The 19,326-nt window shown below is 64.6% G+C and carries 19 protein-coding genes and 1 pseudogene; 9 read left to right on the top strand and 11 right to left on the bottom strand.

The features are described from left to right. The 9 genes from EN745_RS11775 to EN745_RS11815 form a co-directional block, all read right to left on the bottom strand. The coding region (locus EN745_RS11775) for a MoxR family ATPase (RefSeq protein WP_145992011.1) at window positions 1–431 on the bottom strand (431 nt) is incomplete at its 3' end. A 7-nt stretch (window positions 432–438) separates the two neighbouring features. Beyond that, window positions 439–1,443, bottom strand: a complete 1,005-nt coding sequence (locus EN745_RS37475) for a molybdopterin cofactor-binding domain-containing protein (RefSeq protein ID WP_126059011.1) — start codon at window positions 1,441–1,443, stop codon at window positions 439–441. A gap of 1 nt (window position 1,444) precedes the next feature. Further along, window positions 1,445–2,812: a xanthine dehydrogenase family protein molybdopterin-binding subunit gene (locus EN745_RS37480; protein WP_127421306.1), complete on the bottom strand. Its 1,368-nt coding sequence runs from the start codon at window positions 2,810–2,812 to the stop codon at window positions 1,445–1,447. A 13-nt stretch (window positions 2,813–2,825) separates the two neighbouring features. Further along, window positions 2,826–3,308 carry a (2Fe-2S)-binding protein gene (locus EN745_RS11790; protein WP_127421307.1) on the bottom strand — a complete coding sequence of 161 codons (483 nt, stop codon included), beginning with the start codon at window positions 3,306–3,308 and terminating at the stop codon, window positions 2,826–2,828. A gap of 114 nt (window positions 3,309–3,422) precedes the next feature. Beyond that, a complete protein-coding gene (locus tag EN745_RS11795) occupies window positions 3,423–4,217 on the bottom strand; it encodes an FAD binding domain-containing protein (protein ID WP_127421308.1) in 795 nt (264 codons plus the stop codon). Window positions 4,218–4,232: 15 nt separating this feature from the next. Continuing rightward, window positions 4,233–4,676 carry an SRPBCC family protein gene (locus EN745_RS11800; RefSeq protein WP_127421309.1) on the bottom strand — a complete coding sequence of 148 codons (444 nt, stop codon included), beginning with the start codon at window positions 4,674–4,676 and terminating at the stop codon, window positions 4,233–4,235. Window positions 4,677–4,800: 124 nt separating this feature from the next. After that, window positions 4,801–5,628: an AraC family transcriptional regulator gene (locus EN745_RS11805; RefSeq protein ID WP_127421310.1), complete on the bottom strand. Its 828-nt coding sequence runs from the start codon at window positions 5,626–5,628 to the stop codon at window positions 4,801–4,803. A gap of 161 nt (window positions 5,629–5,789) precedes the next feature. Next, window positions 5,790–6,788: an ABC transporter permease gene (locus EN745_RS11810; RefSeq protein WP_126059017.1), complete on the bottom strand. Its 999-nt coding sequence runs from the start codon at window positions 6,786–6,788 to the stop codon at window positions 5,790–5,792. Window positions 6,789–6,843: 55 nt separating this feature from the next. Beyond that, window positions 6,844–7,587: an ATP-binding cassette domain-containing protein gene (locus EN745_RS11815; protein WP_126059018.1), complete on the bottom strand. Its 744-nt coding sequence runs from the start codon at window positions 7,585–7,587 to the stop codon at window positions 6,844–6,846. 450 nt (window positions 7,588–8,037) lie between these two features. On the opposite strand from EN745_RS11815, the gene EN745_RS11820 reads away from it, so the two are divergent. Then, window positions 8,038–9,027, top strand: a complete 990-nt coding sequence (locus EN745_RS11820; protein WP_126059019.1) for a sugar-binding protein — start codon at window positions 8,038–8,040, stop codon at window positions 9,025–9,027. Between the two features lie 182 nt (window positions 9,028–9,209). Next, complete coding sequence (locus tag EN745_RS11825) at window positions 9,210–9,986, top strand: FadR/GntR family transcriptional regulator (protein ID WP_127421311.1); 777 nt, start codon at window positions 9,210–9,212, stop codon at window positions 9,984–9,986. Between the two features lie 18 nt (window positions 9,987–10,004). Here the strand turns inward: EN745_RS11825 and EN745_RS11830 are convergent, their stop codons facing one another. Then, window positions 10,005–10,943, bottom strand: coding sequence for an NAD(P)-dependent oxidoreductase (locus tag EN745_RS11830; RefSeq protein ID WP_127406060.1), 939 nt, complete (start codon window positions 10,941–10,943; stop codon window positions 10,005–10,007). Window positions 10,944–11,061: 118 nt separating this feature from the next. Here EN745_RS11830 and EN745_RS11835 point away from each other — a divergent pair, with 118 nt between their 5' ends. Both EN745_RS11835 and EN745_RS11840 read left to right on the top strand, forming a co-directional pair. Beyond that, window positions 11,062–11,958 carry an NAD(P)-dependent oxidoreductase gene (locus EN745_RS11835; RefSeq protein ID WP_127421312.1) on the top strand — a complete coding sequence of 299 codons (897 nt, stop codon included), beginning with the start codon at window positions 11,062–11,064 and terminating at the stop codon, window positions 11,956–11,958. Between the two features lie 102 nt (window positions 11,959–12,060). Beyond that, window positions 12,061–12,837: a FadR/GntR family transcriptional regulator gene (locus EN745_RS11840; protein ID WP_127421313.1), complete on the top strand. Its 777-nt coding sequence runs from the start codon at window positions 12,061–12,063 to the stop codon at window positions 12,835–12,837. 20 nt (window positions 12,838–12,857) lie between these two features. Here EN745_RS11840 and EN745_RS11845 read toward each other — a convergent pair whose 3' ends face one another. After that, complete coding sequence (locus tag EN745_RS11845) at window positions 12,858–13,145, bottom strand: DUF3175 domain-containing protein (protein ID WP_127421314.1); 288 nt, start codon at window positions 13,143–13,145, stop codon at window positions 12,858–12,860. Between the two features lie 230 nt (window positions 13,146–13,375). Here EN745_RS11845 and EN745_RS11850 point away from each other — a divergent pair, with 230 nt between their 5' ends. The 5 genes and pseudogenes from EN745_RS11850 to EN745_RS11870 all read left to right on the top strand — a co-directional run. Next, complete coding sequence (locus tag EN745_RS11850) at window positions 13,376–14,548, top strand: MFS transporter (protein WP_127421318.1); 1,173 nt, start codon at window positions 13,376–13,378, stop codon at window positions 14,546–14,548. Between the two features lie 148 nt (window positions 14,549–14,696). Beyond that, the gene (locus EN745_RS11855; protein WP_127421315.1) at window positions 14,697–15,725 is read left to right on the top strand and encodes a LacI family DNA-binding transcriptional regulator; all 1,029 of its coding nucleotides are present in this window, start codon (window positions 14,697–14,699) and stop codon (window positions 15,723–15,725) included. A 307-nt stretch (window positions 15,726–16,032) separates the two neighbouring features. Then, window positions 16,033–17,157: a sugar ABC transporter substrate-binding protein gene (locus EN745_RS11860; protein WP_127421316.1), complete on the top strand. Its 1,125-nt coding sequence runs from the start codon at window positions 16,033–16,035 to the stop codon at window positions 17,155–17,157. A gap of 80 nt (window positions 17,158–17,237) precedes the next feature. After that, window positions 17,238–18,782 (top strand): sugar ABC transporter ATP-binding protein, encoded by a 1,545-nt coding sequence (locus EN745_RS11865; protein WP_127421317.1) that lies wholly within the window; start codon window positions 17,238–17,240, stop codon window positions 18,780–18,782. Window positions 18,783–18,795: 13 nt separating this feature from the next. Then, a pseudogene (locus EN745_RS11870) lies at window positions 18,796–19,326 on the top strand (ABC transporter permease); the annotation flags it as partial.

Consider the following 19,326-nt stretch of genomic DNA (forward strand, 5'->3'; position numbering starts at 1 on the left):
GCTTCGAATTCGTGGTCGGAGCGATCGATCTCGTCGACGAGCAGCACGCGCTGTTCCGGCACGCGCAGCACCTGCAGCAGCGGCCGCGCGATCAGGAAGCGGTCGTCATAGATGTCGATCTCGTGCTCGCCGGCATGGCGGATGGCGAGCAACTGGCGCTGGTAGTTCCATTCATAGAGCGCATGCGCGGCGTCGATGCCTTCATAGCATTGCAGGCGCACCAGCTCACGGCCGAGCAGTTCGGCCACTGCCTTGGCGGCTTCGGTCTTGCCGACGCCCGGCGCGCCTTCGAGCAGCAGCGGCTTGCCGAGGCGAATGGCCAGGAAGATCGCCGTCGCAAGGCTGTCGTCGGCGAGATAGCGCGAGGCGGCAAGGCGCGCCGCCACCGCTTCCGGCGAAGCCGCGATCTGTTCGGCGTCGGCGCGGGTCATTGTCCGCTCAACCCGCGGCTTGCGCCTTTAGCGCGCGCAGGATGCGCTCGGGCGTGATCGGCAAAGTGTCGATGCGAACGCCGACGGCGTCGAAAACGGCATTGGCGACGGCGGGGATCTGCGGGTTGGCGCACATCTCGCCCGGTCCCTTGGCGCCGAAGGGACCGTCCGCCGACGGCCGTTCCAGCACGATGATCTCGGTCTCGGCGAGATCGCCGGGACCGGGCATCAGATACTGGTTGAAATCGGTGCCGCCATGGTCGCGGTTCGGATAATAGGGCTCCGTCGTCTCGTAGAGGGCATGGCTGATGCCCATCCAGGAACCACCGACGAGCTGCTGCTCGACCATCTTCGGGTTCAGGGCGCGGCCGATCTCGAAGACGTTCTTGACGTTGAGCACCGTCACTTCGCCCGTCTCGTCGTCGACCTCGACCTCGGCCACCGTGCAGGCATGCGCGTAGCAGGTCGACGGCTTCATCGCGCCGGTCTCCTTCTCCGGATAGGAGCGCGGGATCAAGAACATGCCGCGCCCAGAGATCGAGCGGCCGCGCTTGAAATGCGCCGACAGCGCAACGTCGAAGATCGAAATCGATTTCTGCGGCGCGCCCTTCACCAATACGTTGCCTTGGCCGTCGGTTTCGAGGTCCGAGGCGTTGACTTCCAGCTCTTCCGCCGCCACTTCCAGCATCACCTGGCGAGCTTCCCTCGCAGCCTGGATGACGGCGTTGCCGGCGCGGTGCGTGCCGCGCGAGGCGAAGGTGCCCATGCAGTGCGGCCCGGTGTCGGTATCGGCGGTGTCGACGATGACGCGGTCGGTCGGCACGCCGATGGTCTCGGCGCAGATCTGCGCCATGATCTGTTTCATGCCCTGGCCGAGATCGACGCTGGAAAGGGTGACCATAAAATTGCCGGTCGGGGTCGAATGAACCAGCGCCTGGGTCGGGTCGCCGCCGAGATTCATGCCGGTCGGATAGTTGATCGCGGCGACGCCGCGTCCGCGCCGTATCGCCATCTCAGCCTCCCTTCCTGTAGGACGAGATCGCCATGTATTTCTCCGCCACCGGCCAGTTGGCGGCGCGCGAGGCTTCCTGCATGCACTCGATCAGCGCCGCGCCCTCGGTCGGCTGGCGATGCGCCTTCATGTCGCCGTCGCGGTAGGCATTGATGAAGCGGAACTCGAGCGGGTCCATGGCGATCAGCCGCGCCAGCTTGTCCATCTGCACTTCCAGCGCAAAGTCGCCGATGGTGACGCCGAAGCCGCGCATGGCGGAGGAGGGGGTGCGGTTGGTGTAGACGCAATAAGTATCGATCCAGACGTTGGGGATCGTGTAGGGGCCGGGATAGTGCGCCGCACCCTTCTGCGCGCCATAGGGCGAATGGCGGGAGTAGGCGCCGGCATCGGTGTAGCCGGTGACCTTGCGGGCAACGATGCGGCCATCCTTCATGACGCCGTCCTTGATCACGACCTTCTCGGCCGCGCGGGGCGACGAGATCTGCATCTCCTCCTCGCGGCTGTAGATGAAACAGACCGGTCGCCCGGTTAATTTTGCGCCGAGGATGGCAATCGGTTCGACGATGACGTCGACCTTGCCGCCGAAACCGCCGCCGACGGTGCCGCCGACGAAATGCAGCTTCGAGCCCGGCATCTGCAGAATGATCGAGGCGTTGTCGAGGGTGAAGAACATCGCCTGCGTGTTGGTGTAGCAGGTGAAGCGGTCGTTGCCCTCGGGCGCTACGACACAGCCGGTCGTCTCGGTCGGTGCATGCTCGATCGGCGAGGACTGGTAGGTCTGCTCGAGGATGTGGTCGGCCTCGGCAAAGCCCGCCTCGACATCGCCGAAGCGCACCTTGCGGCACTCGCCGCTGTCATACAGGTAGTGGTTCTGGCCGTGGTACTCGTTGACGAGCGGCGCGCCGGGCTTCAGCGCCTCCTCCATGTCGAAGACGGCCGGCAGCACCTCGTAGTCGACCTTGACCTTGGCAGCTGCCTCCTGCGCCGCGCGCTCGGTCTCGGCCAGCACCGCCACCACCGCCTCGCCCTTCCAGCGCACCTTGCCGTCGGCGAGCACTGTTTCGTCCTCGGGGCCGATCTGGATCAGGATCAGGATGGTGTAGACATTGTGCGGCACGTCCCTGGCGGTGAGGATCTTCATCACGCCGGGATGCTTCTCCGCCTCCGAGATGTCGATCGAGCGGATGCGGGCGTGATGGTGCGGGCTGCGCACCATCTTCAGATGCAGCATGCCTGGGAAGTTGCGGTCGGCGAAATAGGCTGTCTTGCCGGTGACATGGCCGGGAGAATCGAGCCGCGGCCGTCCCTGGCCGATCTCGTGCAGGCCGTCTTTGCGCTGATCGGCGAAATAGCTCTTGCGCAGTTCCATTCTTTTGGTCCCCTCAGGCCACGTTCTGCGAATTGGAACGCGCGGCGGTGAGCACGGCCTGGATTATCGGCTCATAGCCGGTGCAGCGGCAGATGTTGCCGGACAGCGCCTCGACCACCTCTTCGCGGCTGGGATTGGGCGTGCGGTCGAGCAACACCTTGGCGGCCATGATCATGCCCGGCGTGCAGAAGCCGCATTGGGTGGCGAAGGCATCGAGGAAGGCGCGCTGCAGCGGATGCAGCACGCCGCCCTCTGCGAGACCTGCCGTCGTCCTGATGACGGCGCCGTTGCAGGTCTCCGCCAGCGTCAGGCAGGAGAGCCTCAGCTCACCGTCGATGATGACCGAGCAGGCGCCGCAAGTGCCCTGGTGGCAGCCGCCTTTCGGCGAGGTGTCGCCGATCTTGTCCCGCAGCGCGTGCAGCAGTGTCGCGCCGCTGTCGATGAACTCGGCTTTCTCGGAACCGTTGAGCGTGAACTGGACCGGGACCTTCACCATGTCTTTCCTCCCTGCGCGCCTGCCCGGATATCCGGACAGACGCGCGCCCCCGACGTGTGAGACTTCCTGCCTGTCGCAATCCCAAAACCGCTACGCGTTTTTGGGCGACGGGCATCATGCGAGCAGCAGCCGGCCGAGATGGACCGGCAGCACTTCAGCGCGATACCAGGCGCTGGCGACCGGATCGGTAATCGGCGTTGTGCCTTCGTTTGCCACAGCCAGCGCCGGCGCGATCTCATCAGGCGTCAGCCTGCAGCCAAGCAGCGCCTTCTCGGCCGCTCTGGCACGCATCGGCCGGTCGGCCATGCAGCCAAGTGCGATCCGCGCGGCGGTGACCGTGCCGTTGTCTATCCGCGGCAAGAGCGCGGCGATGCTGAGTACCGAGACGCCCTTGGGCTTGACCCGTGACACTTTGAGAAAACGGAAGCCCTCCGCGCGGGGTAGGGCGAAGGTTACGGACGTGACGATGGAACGGTTGGTGTCGCGCCCGGCCAGGAAGGTCTCGATCGGCACTTCGCCATCCTCGGTGGCGACGTTCGCGTCCAGCGCAAGCAGCGCGACGGCGAAGTCGCCGTAGGGCGCAGGCGCGAAGAGATTGCCGCCGACGCTTGCCATGTTGCGGATCGCCGGCCCGCCGACGGCGCGCGCGGCGGGCGCGAGCCATGCGAGCTCCGGGTGGCGGGCGATCGCAGCCATGGTGACGGAGGCGCCAAGAACGGTCCTGCCATTGGAAACGGTAATCGTCGACAGCGACGGCTCGGTGGCGCGGACAAGTCTGGTGACCGAAACGTCGCCTTCATTGGCGGCGCGCACGACCAGCGTGCCGCCGCCGAGACAGCGCGTGCCGACCGCCTGCAGCGCAGCGTTCGCGTCCTTCACCGTCGGGAATGTTTGGAGGGCAAGCGCCATGGCACGCTCCTTGGCTCAGCCTTGGCCTGAAAAGTGGTTCTTCAAGGCATTGAAACCGCCCTGGAAGACGTTGGCGCCCATGCCTTCGGCGAGCTTGTCGGCTTCCTCGGGAGCGGCGTCGAAGCTGGCGCTCCATTCGGCATAGGTGCGGTTGCCGTCGGTGACGCGCCTGAGCTGGAGCGTTGCCTTGTGGTTGGTGATCGGCTGCGGCGTTTCGAGGATGGAATAGCTGACGAGGTGGTTCTCGTCGGAAAAAGCGACCAATTTTTCGCGCAGGCGGGCGCCGCTGACGAGCTGGAAGTTGCGCACACAGCCGATCGTGCCGGCATCCTTGCCGTCCTCGATATGGCTTTCGATCATGCGCGGGTGCCAACCCGGCAAGCCGTTGAAGTCGCGTATCCGGGCCCAGACCTGTTCGACCGGAGCGTCGATGACGCTGGAGATGGTGACTTTCGCCATGGAGCCGTTCCCTTGCGGATGCGTATGGCGGGAAGGGTAGGGCGCACGGGCAGCCGGCGCTTATCAATGCGTCTTGAGCGCCTATCAATCAGTCTGAAAATAGACCGAAGGCAGCCAGGACCGCTCAAGCCATCGCCCGCGCCGCCTCGCGATAGAGCGTCGGCGGCACGCCGACATGGTCGCGGAAGAAGCGCGAAAAATTGCCCTGGGTGGTGAAGCCGAGATTGCAAGCGACCGAGATCAGCGGTTCCTGCGACCATTGCAGCTGGCGCACGGCTTCCTCCATGCGCAGCGTGTTCCAGTAGACGTTCGGCGTCAGATTGGTCTGTTCCTTGAACAAGGCGAAGAAATGCGGCCTCGACAGGCCGACGCTGCGGGCCACGTCGTCGAAGGAGATGCGTTCGCAGACATTGGCCTTCATCAGCTGGATCGCCTTGCGGACGCGGAAATCCTGCATGGTGTTGACGCGGCCACGCGCCACATGCGGCGCCGAGGCGTCGGCGGCGTCGAGCACGCTGTCGATGAAGCGCTCGATCTCGTAATTGGCGATGTCGTCGATGCTCTCATTGTCGCTGAGATAATCGAGCAGGCGCGCCGCCGCCTGGTGCAGCCACGGCTCCAGCGTGATCGCGGCCTGCGCGAACAGCGGCGCCGACGAGGGCAGGTCGCGGCGCCGGCAGGCCCAGTCGGGATCGATGTAAAAGGCGAGGAACAGGCCCGGCCTGCCGTCATGCGACAGGGCATGGCTGTGCGGCTGGAACGAATTGATGCCGGCGGCGGTGTCGGGCCCGAGCCGCACCGTCTCGCGGCCGATGGTCATCTCGCCGGCCGTGCCTTCAAGCCAGATGATGAGATGCGCCTCGACATGGGCATGGGTGACGAAGTCGTTGGCGACATTCAGGACAGAGACATGTCCGAACCGGCCCCAATAGAGCCTGATCGCGTCCATCATGGGTATATCCTCCCGCGGGCGACTGGCCTCCCTTCGCCCGCCCGGGGATTGTGCGGCGGGCGTCGGGCGCTCGTCAAGGCGCGTGCGCTAGGCCTCACAGGCGCCTTGCGCCGCACGGGCGGATTTTCAGACTGAGCGATAGGAGCCGGATCCGGTCCGGCCTAGTCGCTGCGCCTGAAATTGCGGATACGGTCGAACAGGACCGCGAGCAGGATAGCGCCGCCGATGAAGGTGCCTTGCCAGAAGGCGTTGATGCCGAGCAGGCCAAGGCTGTTGCGGATCACCTCGATCAGCGCCGCACCGACGATGGCGCCGAAGGCGGTGCCGACACCGCCGGCGAGATTGGCGCCGCCGATGACGGTGGCGGCGATCACCTGCAATTCCATGCCGGTGCCGATGTTGGTGGTGACGGCGCCCAGCCAGCCGGTCTCGATGATGCCGGCAATGCCGGCCGCGAGCGCCGAGATCATGTAGACTGCGACCTTGATCTGCTTGACGGGAACACCGGTGAGCGTCGCCGCATGCTCGTTGCCGCCGATGGCGAAGATGTGCCGGCCGAACTTGGTCCAGCGCAGCGTGAAGCCGGTGATCAGCGCCAGAAGGATCATGTAGAGCACCGGATTGGCGATGCCGAACACCCAGGCGCCGCCGCCCAGCGCGAGCAGCTTGTCGTGGTCCGGACCGAACTGGAAGACGACCGTGTTGTTGGAGGCGACCATAGCGAGGCTGCGCGCGATGGACAGCATGCCGAGCGTCACCACGAACGGCGGAAAGCCGAGATACGCGATCAGAATGCCGTTGAAAGCGCCGATGACGAGCGCTGTCAGGATGGTGGCGAGGATGCCGACTTCGATGCCGTAGCCGGCATGCATGGTGACCGCCAGCACCATCGAGCACAGGCAAAGCACCGAGCCGACCGACAGGTCGATGCCGCCGGTGATGATGACGAAGGTCATGCCGAGCGCGACGATGGCGACGAAGGTGATGTTGCGGGTGATGTTGTAGAGGTTCTTCTGCGTGGCGAAGGCGTCGGTGGCGAAGGACAGGAACAGGCAGGCGAGGATCACCGCGATCACCACCCAGAAAGTCTGGCTGCCGAGCAGCCGCGACATGAAGGTGTGCTGCTTCTGCGCGATCGTCTGGTCAAGGGTGACTGCCATTATCGACCTTTCCTGCCGGGCCGCGCCAGCACCGTAAATTCCGGGGTTGCCGTGCTCATGCGACCTGCTCGATAGCGCCGGTGATCAGACCGGTTACCTCCTCGGGCGAGCTGGACGCGATGGTCTTGTCGGCCACTTTCCTGCCGCGCCGCATGACGATGACGCGGTCGGCGACGTCGAAGACGTCGGGCATGCGGTGGCTGATCAGCACCACTGCGATGCCCTGGTCGCGCAAATGGCGGATCAGGTTCAGGACTTCGGCGACCTGGCGCACCGAGATCGCCGCGGTCGGCTCGTCCATCAGCACGATCTTGGCCTGCGACAGCATGGTGCGGGCGATCGCCACCGCCTGGCGCTGGCCGCCCGACATCTGCTTGACGAGATCGCGCGGGCGGGTCTCGGACTTCAGTTCGGCGAAGAGCTGGCCGGCGCGCTTGTACATGGCGGCATAGTCGAGGATGCGAAACGGACCGACGCCCCTGCGCAGCTCACGGCCGAGATAGACATTGGCGGCGGCGGTCAGGTTGTTGCACAGCGCCAGGTCCTGATGGACGATCTCGATGCCGTGCTGGCGGGCCTCCGCCGGCTTGTGCAGGACAAGCTCCTTGCCGTCCAGCTGCATGTTGCCATGGCTCGGGCGGAAATTGCCGGCGATCATCTTGACCAGCGTCGACTTGCCGGCGCCGTTGTCGCCCATCAGGCCGACGACCTGGCCAGGCTCGATCGACAATGACACGTCGTTGACCGCCTGGATGGCGCCGAAATGCTTTGAGATGTTGGTGAGTTCGAGAACCGCCACCAGCGTTATGCCTCCCTGTTGCGGCCTGCGGTTCTGCCGCGGCCTCGCTCTCCCCAGCTCCTCCCCGGGAACGGCGATTTCGCGCATTTACGCTAATGCTCATGCAGGCGTCAATCAATTGTCGGACGAATTGAAGACATGTTTTACCAAAAATCCGTTTTGTAGGACAAATAGCAATTGACGTTGGCCGCATGCCGATATTAGCTAAGCATCGGAGGAAGATCATGCCGATCTTTCGACCCGGCTGGCCGGGCGGAATCGGCGGAAGCGATACCGGTCCGGGACTTGGCGGCAATTCTCGCCGGCACGGTTCGGAATTGCATCTGGAAATGCTTATCGGCCTGGACTGGCGGAGGCACGAGCGCTCGTGAAACGATGCTCTGTCTTCGCGCACCGGGTTGGTCTGCGTGGCGGGCACGCCGTGCCCGTCTGTTTCAAGGGAGGACTGATATGAGGAAATCACTTTTGCTCGCCGCTGCCGCCGTCATGGCGTTGGGCGCCGGGCCGGCACTGGCCAAGAAACAGCTCGTCATTGTGGTGAAGGGGCTCGACAACCCATTCTTCGAAGCCATCCACCAGGGCTGCGAGAAGTGGAACAAGGAAAACGCCAGCTCGGAATATGAATGCTTCTACACCGGCCCGGCATCGACTTCGGACGAGGCCGGCGAGGCTCAGATCGTGCAGGACATGCTGAGCAAGCCCGACACAGTGGCGATGGCGATTTCGCCGTCGAATGCGCCGCTGATCGCGCAGACGATCAAGACCGCCAATCCCTCGATCCCGATCATGACGGTCGATGCCGACCTTGCCAAGGAAGATGCGGGCCTTCGCAAGACCTATCTCGGCACCGACAACTATCTGATGGGCAAGAAGATCGGTGAATACATCAAGAAGGCCAAGCCCAATGGCGGCAAGATCTGCACCATCGAAGGCAATCCGGCGGCCGACAACATCCTGCGCCGCGCTCAAGGCATGCGCGACGCGCTGTCGGGCAAGGACGGCCTCGCGGCGCTTGCCGGTGAAGGCGGCTGGACGGAAGTCGCCGGATGTCCGGTGTTCACCAATGACGATGGCGCCAAGGGCGTACAGGCGATGACCGACATCCTCGCCGCAAATCCCGACCTCGACGCCTTCGGCATCATGGGCGGCTGGCCGCTGTTCGGCGCGCCGCAGCCCTATCGCGACCTGTTCAAGCCGATGGCCGACAAGATCGCCAGCAACGCCTTCGTCATCGGCGCGGCCGACACGATCGGCGACGAAGTGGCGATTGCCAGGGATGGTCTGGTGACCGCGCTGGTCGGCCAGCGGCCGTTCGAAATGGGCTACAAGGCGCCGTCGGTGATGATCGACCTGATCGAAGGCAAGAAGGTCGACGATCCGGTCTTCACCGGTCTCGATGAATGCACCAAGGACACGGTCGACACCTGCATCCAGAAGTAGGTCTCGATCTCGGGGTGCCCTTCGAAGGGCGCCCCGTCACTTCCCTCAGGGACAAGGACAGGCAGCGTTGTCGGGGGCGGCAGTCTCCGGATTTGACGCGCCCATAGGTCGGCGAAGGCATCCGCGGGCGCGGACAATTCCGGACAGTTTCCACGCGACGGACTGACGATGCCGGAACGCCGATGCCGGACGACAAATCAAGAAAACGCTCTGCCGGGACCACGGCCAGCCATCCACTTGTCGCTGTTCGGCGACCGGAGATGGCCTGGAACCCGGGCTCGAGCGTGCATGCCTCGCTTGCCAGCGAGATCGGTCTTCGGATCGTGCGCGGCGACTATCCGCCGGGCACCATCCTGCCCAACGAGGCCAAATGGTCGGAAACCTTCAACGTCAGCCGCTCGGCGGTGCGCGAGGCGATCAAGATGCTGATGGCCAAGAGCCTTCTGGCATCACGCCCCAAGATCGGAAGCTGGGTGGAGCCGAAGGAACGCTGGAACCTGCTCGACCGCGATGTGCTTGCCTGGTACGCGAGCGCGCCGGACCGCGAGCTGTTCCTGAAGACGGTGCAGGAATTCCGCCACATCATCGAACCGGAAGCCAGCGCCTTCGCCGCCATGCGCAGGAGCGAGGAGCAGATGGCCGAAATCAGCCAGGCCTGCCGCGAGATGGGGGTTGCCACAAACCTGCAGGAGCGCACGCGCGCCGACACGCGCTTTCACCTCGCCATTCTCAGGGCATCGGGCAACGAGCTGCTGGTGCCGCTCGGCGTGCTGATCGAATCGGCGCTCGACCATTTGTTCGTCTTCGTCACGCGCGAGCACAGCGACCAGCGGCGGGCGCAGTCGTTGCACGAGGCCATAGAGAAGGCCATCCGCCTCAAGCGCCCGGCCGCCGCTCGAACCGCCGTGCACCGGCTGCTGGCCAACACCGACGAGGTCATCGAGCGGTCGCGGCGGTGACGCGAGGCCTTCCCGACTTCAAATCTTCTGCTTCACGCCATCTTTTGACGGCATCAGGTCGACGCCGTTGACCTTGCCGATATGGGTCGCCAGCATCGGCACGAACTGCTCGGCCGGGCCGGCGGCGAAGGCGCCGGCAAAGGCGTTCTTGGTGGCGTTGCCGAGCGGGTTGGCGATGCCGGCGGCGCCCGCCATGGATTCCAGATAGGTAAGGTCCTTGAAGGCGTTGGCGATGGAGAATTTATGCGCGTCCCGGTCGCCCTCCAGCGTCCAGCGCATGAAGGTCTGGTAGAAGGGGCAGTCCATGCGGCCGTTGCGGATGACGCTGTCGAAACGCGACGGCGAGATGCCGACCTTCTCGGCCAGCGCCAGCGCCTCGGAATAGATCGCGGCGTAGCCCAGCGAGATGAAATTATTGAGCAATTTCATGCGGTGGCCGTCGCCGGTGTCGCCTATATGGACGATGCGGCCGGCCCAGGTCTCGATCACCGGCTTCACCCTGTTGAAGACCGGGTCGGGCGCACCGACCATGGCGTCCAGCGTGCCTTCCCAGGCCTCCTTCGGCGTGCGGCTGAGCGGCGCGTCGACATAGTCGACGCCGAGCGCCCTGAGTTCGGCAGCCAGCGCCACCGTCGAGACCGGATCGGAGGTCGAGCAATCGACGACCACCGCGCCTTGCCTCAGGCCCTCCTTCAGGCCGCCGGGGCCGCGAATGATGGCTTCGACCTCGCGCGAGCCGGTGACGCAGATGAAGACGATGTCGGATGATGCCGCCACCTCGCGCGATGTCGCCGCTTCTGTGGCGCCGCGACCAGCCAGGTCATCCGCCGGTTTGCGGTTCTTGCGGCCGAGGAAGGTCAGCGGATAGCCCTTGTCGACGATGTTCTTGGCGATGCCGTGCCCCATGAGGCCCAAGCCGATGAAGCCGATTTTTTCGCGCGCGGCGGTGGTGGTCATGTCGTTCCGTCCTGTCTGGGGATTATCGATAATTTCGCCGTTGTTCTTGCCGCATATGGTTGCGGAATGCAATATTGTCTGACAATACACGGCAATATCGAGCGATGTGGAGAGCGAAATGACGAAGCGGATCATGTTCACCGGCGGCAGCGGCAAGGCAGGGCGTCACGTCGTGCAGTATCTGGTCGAGCATGGCTGCCAGGTGCTCAACATCGACACCAAGCCTCTCGACAATCCCAAGGTGCGCACGTTGATCACCGACATCACCGACAGCGGCCAGGTGTTCAACGCGCTGTCGAGCTATATGGGCCTGCATGAGTTCGACCCGTCGCTGCGTCCGCAGCCAGTCGACGCAGTTGTGCATTTTGCCGCCATCCCGCGCATCATGATCACGCCCGACAACGAGGTGTTCCGCATCAACGCGATGGGGACCTACAATGTCATCGAGGCGGCGGTGAAGCTCGGCATCCGCAAGGTGGTGATCGCCTCCAGCGAGACAACCTACGGCCTGGTCTTCGCCAACGAACCGCGCGATCCCAAGTATTTTCCGCTCGACGAGGAATACGACGTCGACCCGATGGACAGCTACGCGCTGTCCAAGATCGTCAACGAGAAGACCGCGCGAGCCTTCGCGCAGCGCAACGGCACCGATATCTACGCCTTGCGCATCGGCAATGTCATCGAACCGCACGAGTATTCACTGTTCCCGAAGTGGTTCGCCGATCCCGGCTTCCGCAAGAGGATCGCCTGGAGCTATGTCGACGCCCGCGACCTTGGCCAGATCACGCTCCGCGCCATCGAGAAGGACGGGCTCGGCTATCAGGTGTTCAACGCCGCCAACGACGACACCTCGTCCGACCTGCCGACAGCGGAACTCCTGAAGCGGTTCTATCCGAACGTGCCGGTCAAGGCGGAGTTCGGCGAATACGAGACGCTGCTCTCCAACCGCAAGGCGCGCGACCTGCTCGGCTTCCGCCCGGAGCACAGCTGGCGCAAATACGTCAAAACGGCCTGACGGAGCACCAGACGGTGGCTGATCTGTGCACAGTCGCCGGCTTTGCGGTCCGGCGGCCTTGCCGTGCTTGACAGCTTTCGAAATACGGACTTTCTGGGGCAGATGCGGAACGGGAAGCCGAGCAAGGAAAAATCACCGGAGCAGGCGGCGTCGGCCGAGCGCCACGCCGGTGTTCGTCGGGCTGACGCGCCGCGCATTCCGGGATCGAGCGTGCATGCCTCGCTGGCCAGCGAGATCGGTCTTCGGATCGTGCGCGGCGACTATCCGCCGGGCACCATCCTGCCCAACGAGGCCAAATGGTCGGAGACCTTCGACGTCAGCCGTTCGGCCGTGCGCGAGGCGATCAAGATGCTGATGGCCAAGAGCCTTTTGGCATCGCGTCCGAAGATCGGCAGCTGGGTGGAGCCGAAAGAGCGCTGGAACCTGCTCGACCGCGATGTGCTTGCCTGGTACGCGACCTCGCCCGACCGCGAGGTATTCCTGAAGACGGTGCAGGAATTCCGCCATATCATCGAGCCGGAGGCGACGGCTTTCGCCGCGATGCGGCGTACCGAAGAACAGATGGCCGAGATCAGCCAGGCCTGCCGCGAGATGGGCGAGGCACCGACCCTGCAGGAGCGGACGCGCGCCGACACGCGCTTCCATCTCGCGATCCTGAGGGCCTCGGGCAACGACTTGCTGGTGCCGCTTGGCGTGCTGATCGAATCCGCGTTCGATCACCTGTTCAGCTACACGACGCGAGAGGTCGACGACCTGCAGCATGCGCAGAAGCTGCATGAGGCGATCGAGAAGAACATCCGCCTGCAAAGGCCGGACGCGGCGCGCAATGCGGTGCGCAAGCTGCTCGCTAACACCGATGACGTCATTAAATCGAGATAGAGGACGCGACCCGAGCGAAATCAATCGTCTCGCTCGCGGCCGAAAGCGGCGCGCAACTCGTCCTTGGCCTTCTCCAGCACTCGCTTGCGTTCCGCCGGCAGGTTGCTGCCGGCACGGTTGATGTAGAAGTTCAGCATCGACATGGCGGACTGGAACGGCTCGGACTTGCGCCGGTCGCTGTGCTCGGCCGATCGCTTGAGCGAGGCGGCGATCTTTTTGGCATCGTTGGATTCGAAGACATGCTTCTCGAGATCCATCGCGTCGCTGTGCCCGGTCACTTCGGCCGACCATTTTCGTTTCGCGGTCATTGCAGCACTCCTTTCATGATGGAAACTCAACGCGGAGATGTCTGTTCCCGCCGGATCCTTGCTTCTGGAGCGACGGATTTGCCTGTCGTGGCGCTGCTCGATGCCTGCCGATGCGCCGAATAGTGGAGCCGAACCGCTAGCTCTCAAGAACACCGCGGACAGGAAACGCCTTGGCCACCACCTTCTCCAGCAGCGCCCAGAGGCCAGACATCGACAGCGCCTATGCCTGGATGCGGCTCGCCATCTCGGTGGTTCTGGCGACGATCGGCGGTGTCGGCATGTGGGCGGTGGTCGTGGTGCTGCCGGCGGTGCAGGTTGAGTTCGGCGTCGACCGCGCCGCGGCCTCGATGCCCTATACGGCGACCATGGTCGGCTTTGCCGCCGGCAATGTGCTGGTCGGCCGCGCCATCGACCGGATGGGCTACTGGATCCCGGCGCTGGTCTCCGCGACGGCGCTCGGCGCCGGTTTCCTGCTCGCCTCGCTCACCAGTTCGATCCTCGGCTTCACCCTGGTCCAGGGGCTTCTGATCGGCGTCGGGACGTCGGCGATCTTCGGCCCGCTGATCGCCGACATCTCGCATTGGTTCAACCGGCGCCGCGGCGTCGCGGTGACTGTGGCGGCATCGGGCAATTACCTCGCAGGGGCGGTCTGGCCCTTCATCATGCCAACGATCATGAGGGCGGAAGGCTGGCGCTTCACCTATGCGGCGATCGGCGTCGTCTGCCTGCTCACAATGGTGCCGCTGGTGCTGATGCTGCGGCGCGGCGCTCCGCATGAAGCGATGGCCGGCACTGCCGGCTGCCGTCCGGTGCGGCCGATCTCGCTGTCGCCGGCGGCGCTGCAGGTTCTGCTGGTCGTCGCCGGCTTCGGCTGCTGCATGGCGATGTCGATGCCGCAGGTGCACATCGTCGCCTATTGCATGGACCTCGGTTATGGCATGGCGCATGGCGCCGACATGCTGTCGATCATGCTGGCGGCGGGCGTCGCCAGCCGCATCGGCTCGGGCTTCCTTGCCGATCGCATCGGCGCGGTGAGGACGCTGCTGCTCGGCTCGGTGCTGCAATGCCTGTCACTGCTGTTCTACATCCCCTTCGACGGGCTTGCCTCGCTCTATGTCGTGTCGCTGGTCTTCGGCCTGTCGCAAGGCGGCATCGTGCCCTGTTATGCGATCATCATACGCGATTACATGCCGGCAAGGGAGGCTGGACAGCGCGTCGGCATCGTCATGATGGCGACCATCTTCGGCATGGCGGTCGGCGGCTGGATGTCGGGCTGGATCTACGACCTCACCGGCTCCTATGCCGCGGCCTTCGTCAACGGCATCGCCTGGAACCTGGTGAATCTGGCGGCCATCCTCCTCTTGATGTGGAAGGCCCGGCGCAGTCCCCTGGCGATGGCCTGATGGCGGGCCGCACGGTGCCGGTCGCTTGACAAGGGCGGCAGGCTGCGCGACGCCAGATGGCGCGGCGAGGGACTGGCATGGCGATACCGACAAACACCATCGTTTCGCGGCCCAGCCTGGCTGATGGCGCGGCATCGAGGGCAGGGCGGTGATCAAGCCGCGCTCGCGCCGCGGCGGCGGCCGCCCGACCATCGCCGACGTGGCGCGCAAGGCCGGCGTCGGCGCCATCACCGTATCGCGGGCGCTGCGCGAACCGGGGCGGGTTTCGGACGACCTGCGCCGCCAGATCCAGGCCGCCGTCGACGAGCTCGGCTATGTTCCCGACCCGAACGCAAGGGCGCTGGCCTCGGCCCGCGCCGAGGTGTTCGGCGTGTTGGTGCCGTCGCTCACCAACAACGTTTTCGCCGAAGTTGTGCGCGGCATCTATGACAGCCTGTCGGACAGCCCCTTCCGCATCCAGCTCGGCAACACCCACTATTCCGGCCTCGAAGAGGAGCGCCTGCTGCAGGTGTTTGCCCCGCAGCGTCCGGCGGCGTTGATCGTGGCCGGCATCGACCAGACTCCAACCTCGCGCCGCCTGCTGGAGACTGCCGGCTGCCCGGTGGTTCAGGTCATGGAGACCGGTCCCGATCCGGTCGACATGCTGGTCGGGTTTTCCCATTTCGACGGCGGCCGGGTGGCGAGCGAGCACCTGGTCGAGGCTGGCTACCGGCGGATCGGCTTCATCGGCGCCCGCATGGACCCGCGTTCGCAGCGGCGTCTGGCCGGCTACCGCGCCGCCATGGAAGTGGCGGGCCTGTTCGACCCCCGGCTGGTGACGACCACGCCACTGCTGTCCAGCGTGACGCTCGGTCGTGAGCTTTTTCGCGATGCGTTGGCCAAGATGCCGGCGCTCGACGGGGTATTCTGCAACAATGACGATATCGCGCTTGGCGTCCTGTTCGAATGCCATCGCGCCGCTATCGCGGTTCCGAAGACCATCGGCATCGTCGGCTTCAACGATCTCGACATGATGCAGGCAGCGTTTCCGTCGGTCACCAGCATCCGCACCCATCGCTATGAAATCGGCCGCCAGGCAGTCGCCATGGCGCTGGCGGCGATCGCGGGAGAGAGGCCGCGACAGCGCGTTGTCGACCTCGGCTTCGAGCTGATGCGCCGCGAGAGCACAGCACGTTGAAACACGCAGAAGCGACTGTGCAAATGCCGGTTTACACTGCGTCATGGTAGCGCTACCAATTGTTTCGTGTGGAAATTCAAAGCAAGGCCAGCGTCTGTTTATTATATATAAGCGACAGCTCATGCTTGTTTATTATGTATAATATGCTAGCTTTGTTTTCTCCTTGAGGGAGATGGAGGAGGGGGCATCGGGTGGCAAACCGCCACCCTGGTAGGCGTCATGGGGCAAGGCTGGAGGGCTTCGCCGGGTGTGGACGGGTGCCAGAACCACGCAGCATCAGGCAGAACTGCAATCGGGAGGAATATCGATGATCAAGTCACTTGTTGGTGGCATCGTTGCCGCCACTGCATTCGTTATGCTGAGCTCATCGGCGATCGCCGAGCCGGAAATCGTCAAGGGACCGGCCGCGGAGCCGGACTGCTTCGCGCCGTGGGCGGCCGATACCCAGTTCTTCAAATTCCCCAAGAAGGAGGGCCCGTACCGCATCGCGCTCGCCAACGGCTATATCGCCAACACCTGGCGCATCCAGATGATCCAGACGGCCAAGGCCTATGCCGCGCAGAAGGACGTCGCGGCAAAGCTCAAGGAATTCAAGGTCGTATCGACCGGCGAGGATGTGCCGGCGCAGATTTCGGCGATCAACAACTTCATCGATTCCGGCTTTGACGCGATCGTCGTCAACGCGCAGAACCCGACGGCTTTCGGGCCAGTGATCAAGCGCGCCAAGGAAGCCGGCGTGATCCTTGTCGCCTTCGACAACATCCTCGACACCAAGGATGCCATCAACGTCAATGTCGACCAGAAGGGCCTCGGAGAACTGTGGGCAAAGTGGCTGATCAGCCATATACCCGATGGCGGCAAGATCCTTGAAGTGCGCGGTGTCGCCGGCACCTCGGTCGACACCGATCGCCACAATGGCATCCATGAGGTCCTGGACGCTTCGGGCAAGAAGTGGGACGTCACCGAAGTCGCCGGCAAATGGGACGATCCGACAGCGCAGAAGGTCACGGCCGATGCCATCGCCACCAACGGTCCGTTCGTCGGCATCACCGGCCAGGGCGGGGACACCGGCATCGTGCAAGCGATGATCGATGCCAAGCACGCTTTCGTGCCGTTCGGCGGCGAGACCGAAAACGGCTTCCGCAAATTCTGCGCGGCGCACGCGGCCGATGGCCTGAAGTGCTCGTCGGCCGGCACCGGCCCCGCCCAGGTGGCGGTCGCTATCAAGACGGCGATCTCCGCGCTCGAGGGCAACGTCGTGCCGCAATCGGTGAAACTGCCGCTGGCGATCGTCGAGGATCCGAACTTCAAGGAAGGCCAGGACTACTTCCCCGATCAGTCCGACAATTTCTTCGTCGGCAATTCCTTCCCGACCTGCGGTATCAATTTCACCGCGCAGGAAATCATGGGCCAGACCAAGGAAAACAAATAGTCTGACCGGCCGGGGCGGCGGGCATCTCCCGCGGCTCCGGCTGCTTGCCATCTGTCGATAGAAATTGCCTCGGAGGGCTGATGGACGGCGCGGTTCCGCTCTTTCGCATGGAAGGCATATCCAAGCGCTATGGCGGCGTGCGTGCCTTGGAAAAGGCCGAGCTGACGGTCACGGCCGGTAGCATCCACGCCATTCTCGGCGAAAACGGCGCCGGCAAGTCGACACTGATCAAGGTGATGGCCGGGGTCGTCGCGCCGGACGAAGGCCGCATGATGCTGGACGGTCGCGAGGTGAGCTTCGCCTCGCCGGCGGCGGCCAACCAGGCAGGCATCGTCTGCATCTTCCAGGAACTGTCGCTGATACCGGAACTCAGCGTCGCCGACAACATCGTCATCTCCGACCCGCCGAAACGTTTCGGCCTGATCGACCGCAAGGCGCAGCGCCGCATCGCCGAAGAGGCGCTCGCCCGCGCAGGTGCTTCCGACATCCATCCGCTGGCGCTGGTGAAGGATTTGCCGCTGTCGCGCCGGCAGATGGTCGAGATCGCCAAGGCGCTGGCCCGCAAGCCGCGCATCCTGATCCTCGACGAGGCGACCTCGGCGCTGACCGCGACCGATGTCGCCAAGATCTTCGGCGTGCTGAAGAGGCTGCGGGAAGAGGGGCTGGCGCTGCTCTACATCTCGCACCGGATGAACGAGATCGCCGAGCTTGCCGACCAGTGCACCGTCTTCCGCAACGGCCGCAACGTCGCCAGTTACGCGGCCGGCTCGAAGAGCGACAGCGAAGTCGTCGAATTGATGATCGGACGCGAATACAGCCACATCTTCCCGCCGAAGCCGGCGCGGCACGCCGCCGCCGTCCCGGTGCTGGAGGCGCGCAACCTGTGCTGGACCGATCGGCTGGACAATGTCTCGCTCACCGTCGGGGCGGGCGAGGTCGTCGGCCTCGGCGGCCTCGACGGTCAGGGCCAGCGGGAGTTGCTGCTTGCCTTCTTCGGCGTGCTGCGCGGCCTTGCCGGCGAGATCCTGGTCGACGGCAAGGCGGTTTCCATCGCCAGTCCTTCAGCCGCGCGTGACGATCGCATCGGCATGGCGCTCATCCCCGAGGACCGCAAGACCGAGGGGCTCATGCTGCCGATGACGGTGCGCGAGAACCTTTCCTTCGCGGCGCTCGACCGACTGTCAAAGGCTGGCGTCATCGACCGCGCGACCGAGCAGCGGCTGATCGACGACATGGTGGAGCTGCTCGCGATCAAGACCGCTGGCCTCGACATTCCGGTCGGCGCGCTGTCGGGCGGCAACCAGCAGAAGGTCGTCATCGCCAAATGGCTGATGCGGCAGCCGCGCATCGTCCTGCTCAACGACCCGACGCGCGGCATCGATGTCGGCACCAAGCAGGAACTCTACCAGTTGATGCGCAAGCTCGCCGACGCCGGGGCCGCGATCCTGTTCTATTCGACCGACTATGACGAACTGATCGGCTGCTGCGACCGGGTGCTCGTGCTCTATGACGGCGCGGTCAAGCGCGAGCTGGTCGGCGCCGAGATCACCGAGCATGCGCTGATCGCCAGCGCGCTCAATATCCACGGCGAGGGCGCCGGTCCGATGCAGGGAGAGGGCGCATGAAGGGGATCGCAGCGTGAAGGATTGGCGTTACTGGCTGGCCGAGCAACGCGGAACGCTGCTCGCACTCGGTATCTTCGTCGCCATGTTCGCGATCTACAGCGCGAACCACCCGGCGGGCTTTACCGCCAATGTCGTGCAGACGGCCGCCAACAAGGGCGTGCTGCTTGCCTTCGTCGCCATGGCGCAGACCCTGGTGGTGATCACGGCCGGCATCGATCTATCCGTCGGCATGATCTTCACGCTGACCAATTGCCTGGCTTCCTGGCTGGTGATCGGCACCGGCCTCGAGACGGCCTTCGGCGTCGTCGCGGTGCTCGGCACCGGGCTCGTCTGCGGCGCCATCAACGGCGCCATCGTCATCTATGGGCGGCTGCAGCCGATCGTCGCCACCATCGCCACCGGCGCCGTCTATTTCGGCCTCGCACTGCTGCTGCGGCCGTTTCCGGGCGGTTCGGTCAATGAGGACCTTGCCGATTTCCTGACCGGGCGCTTCTTCGGCGTCGCGCCGGCGAGCCTGGTCGCGCTGGCGGTCGTGGTGCTGATC

Origin of the sequence: Mesorhizobium sp. M4A.F.Ca.ET.022.05.2.1 (genome assembly GCF_003998845.1) — a bacterium.
In the GTDB taxonomy this organism is placed as follows: Bacteria; Pseudomonadota; Alphaproteobacteria; order Rhizobiales; family Rhizobiaceae; genus Mesorhizobium.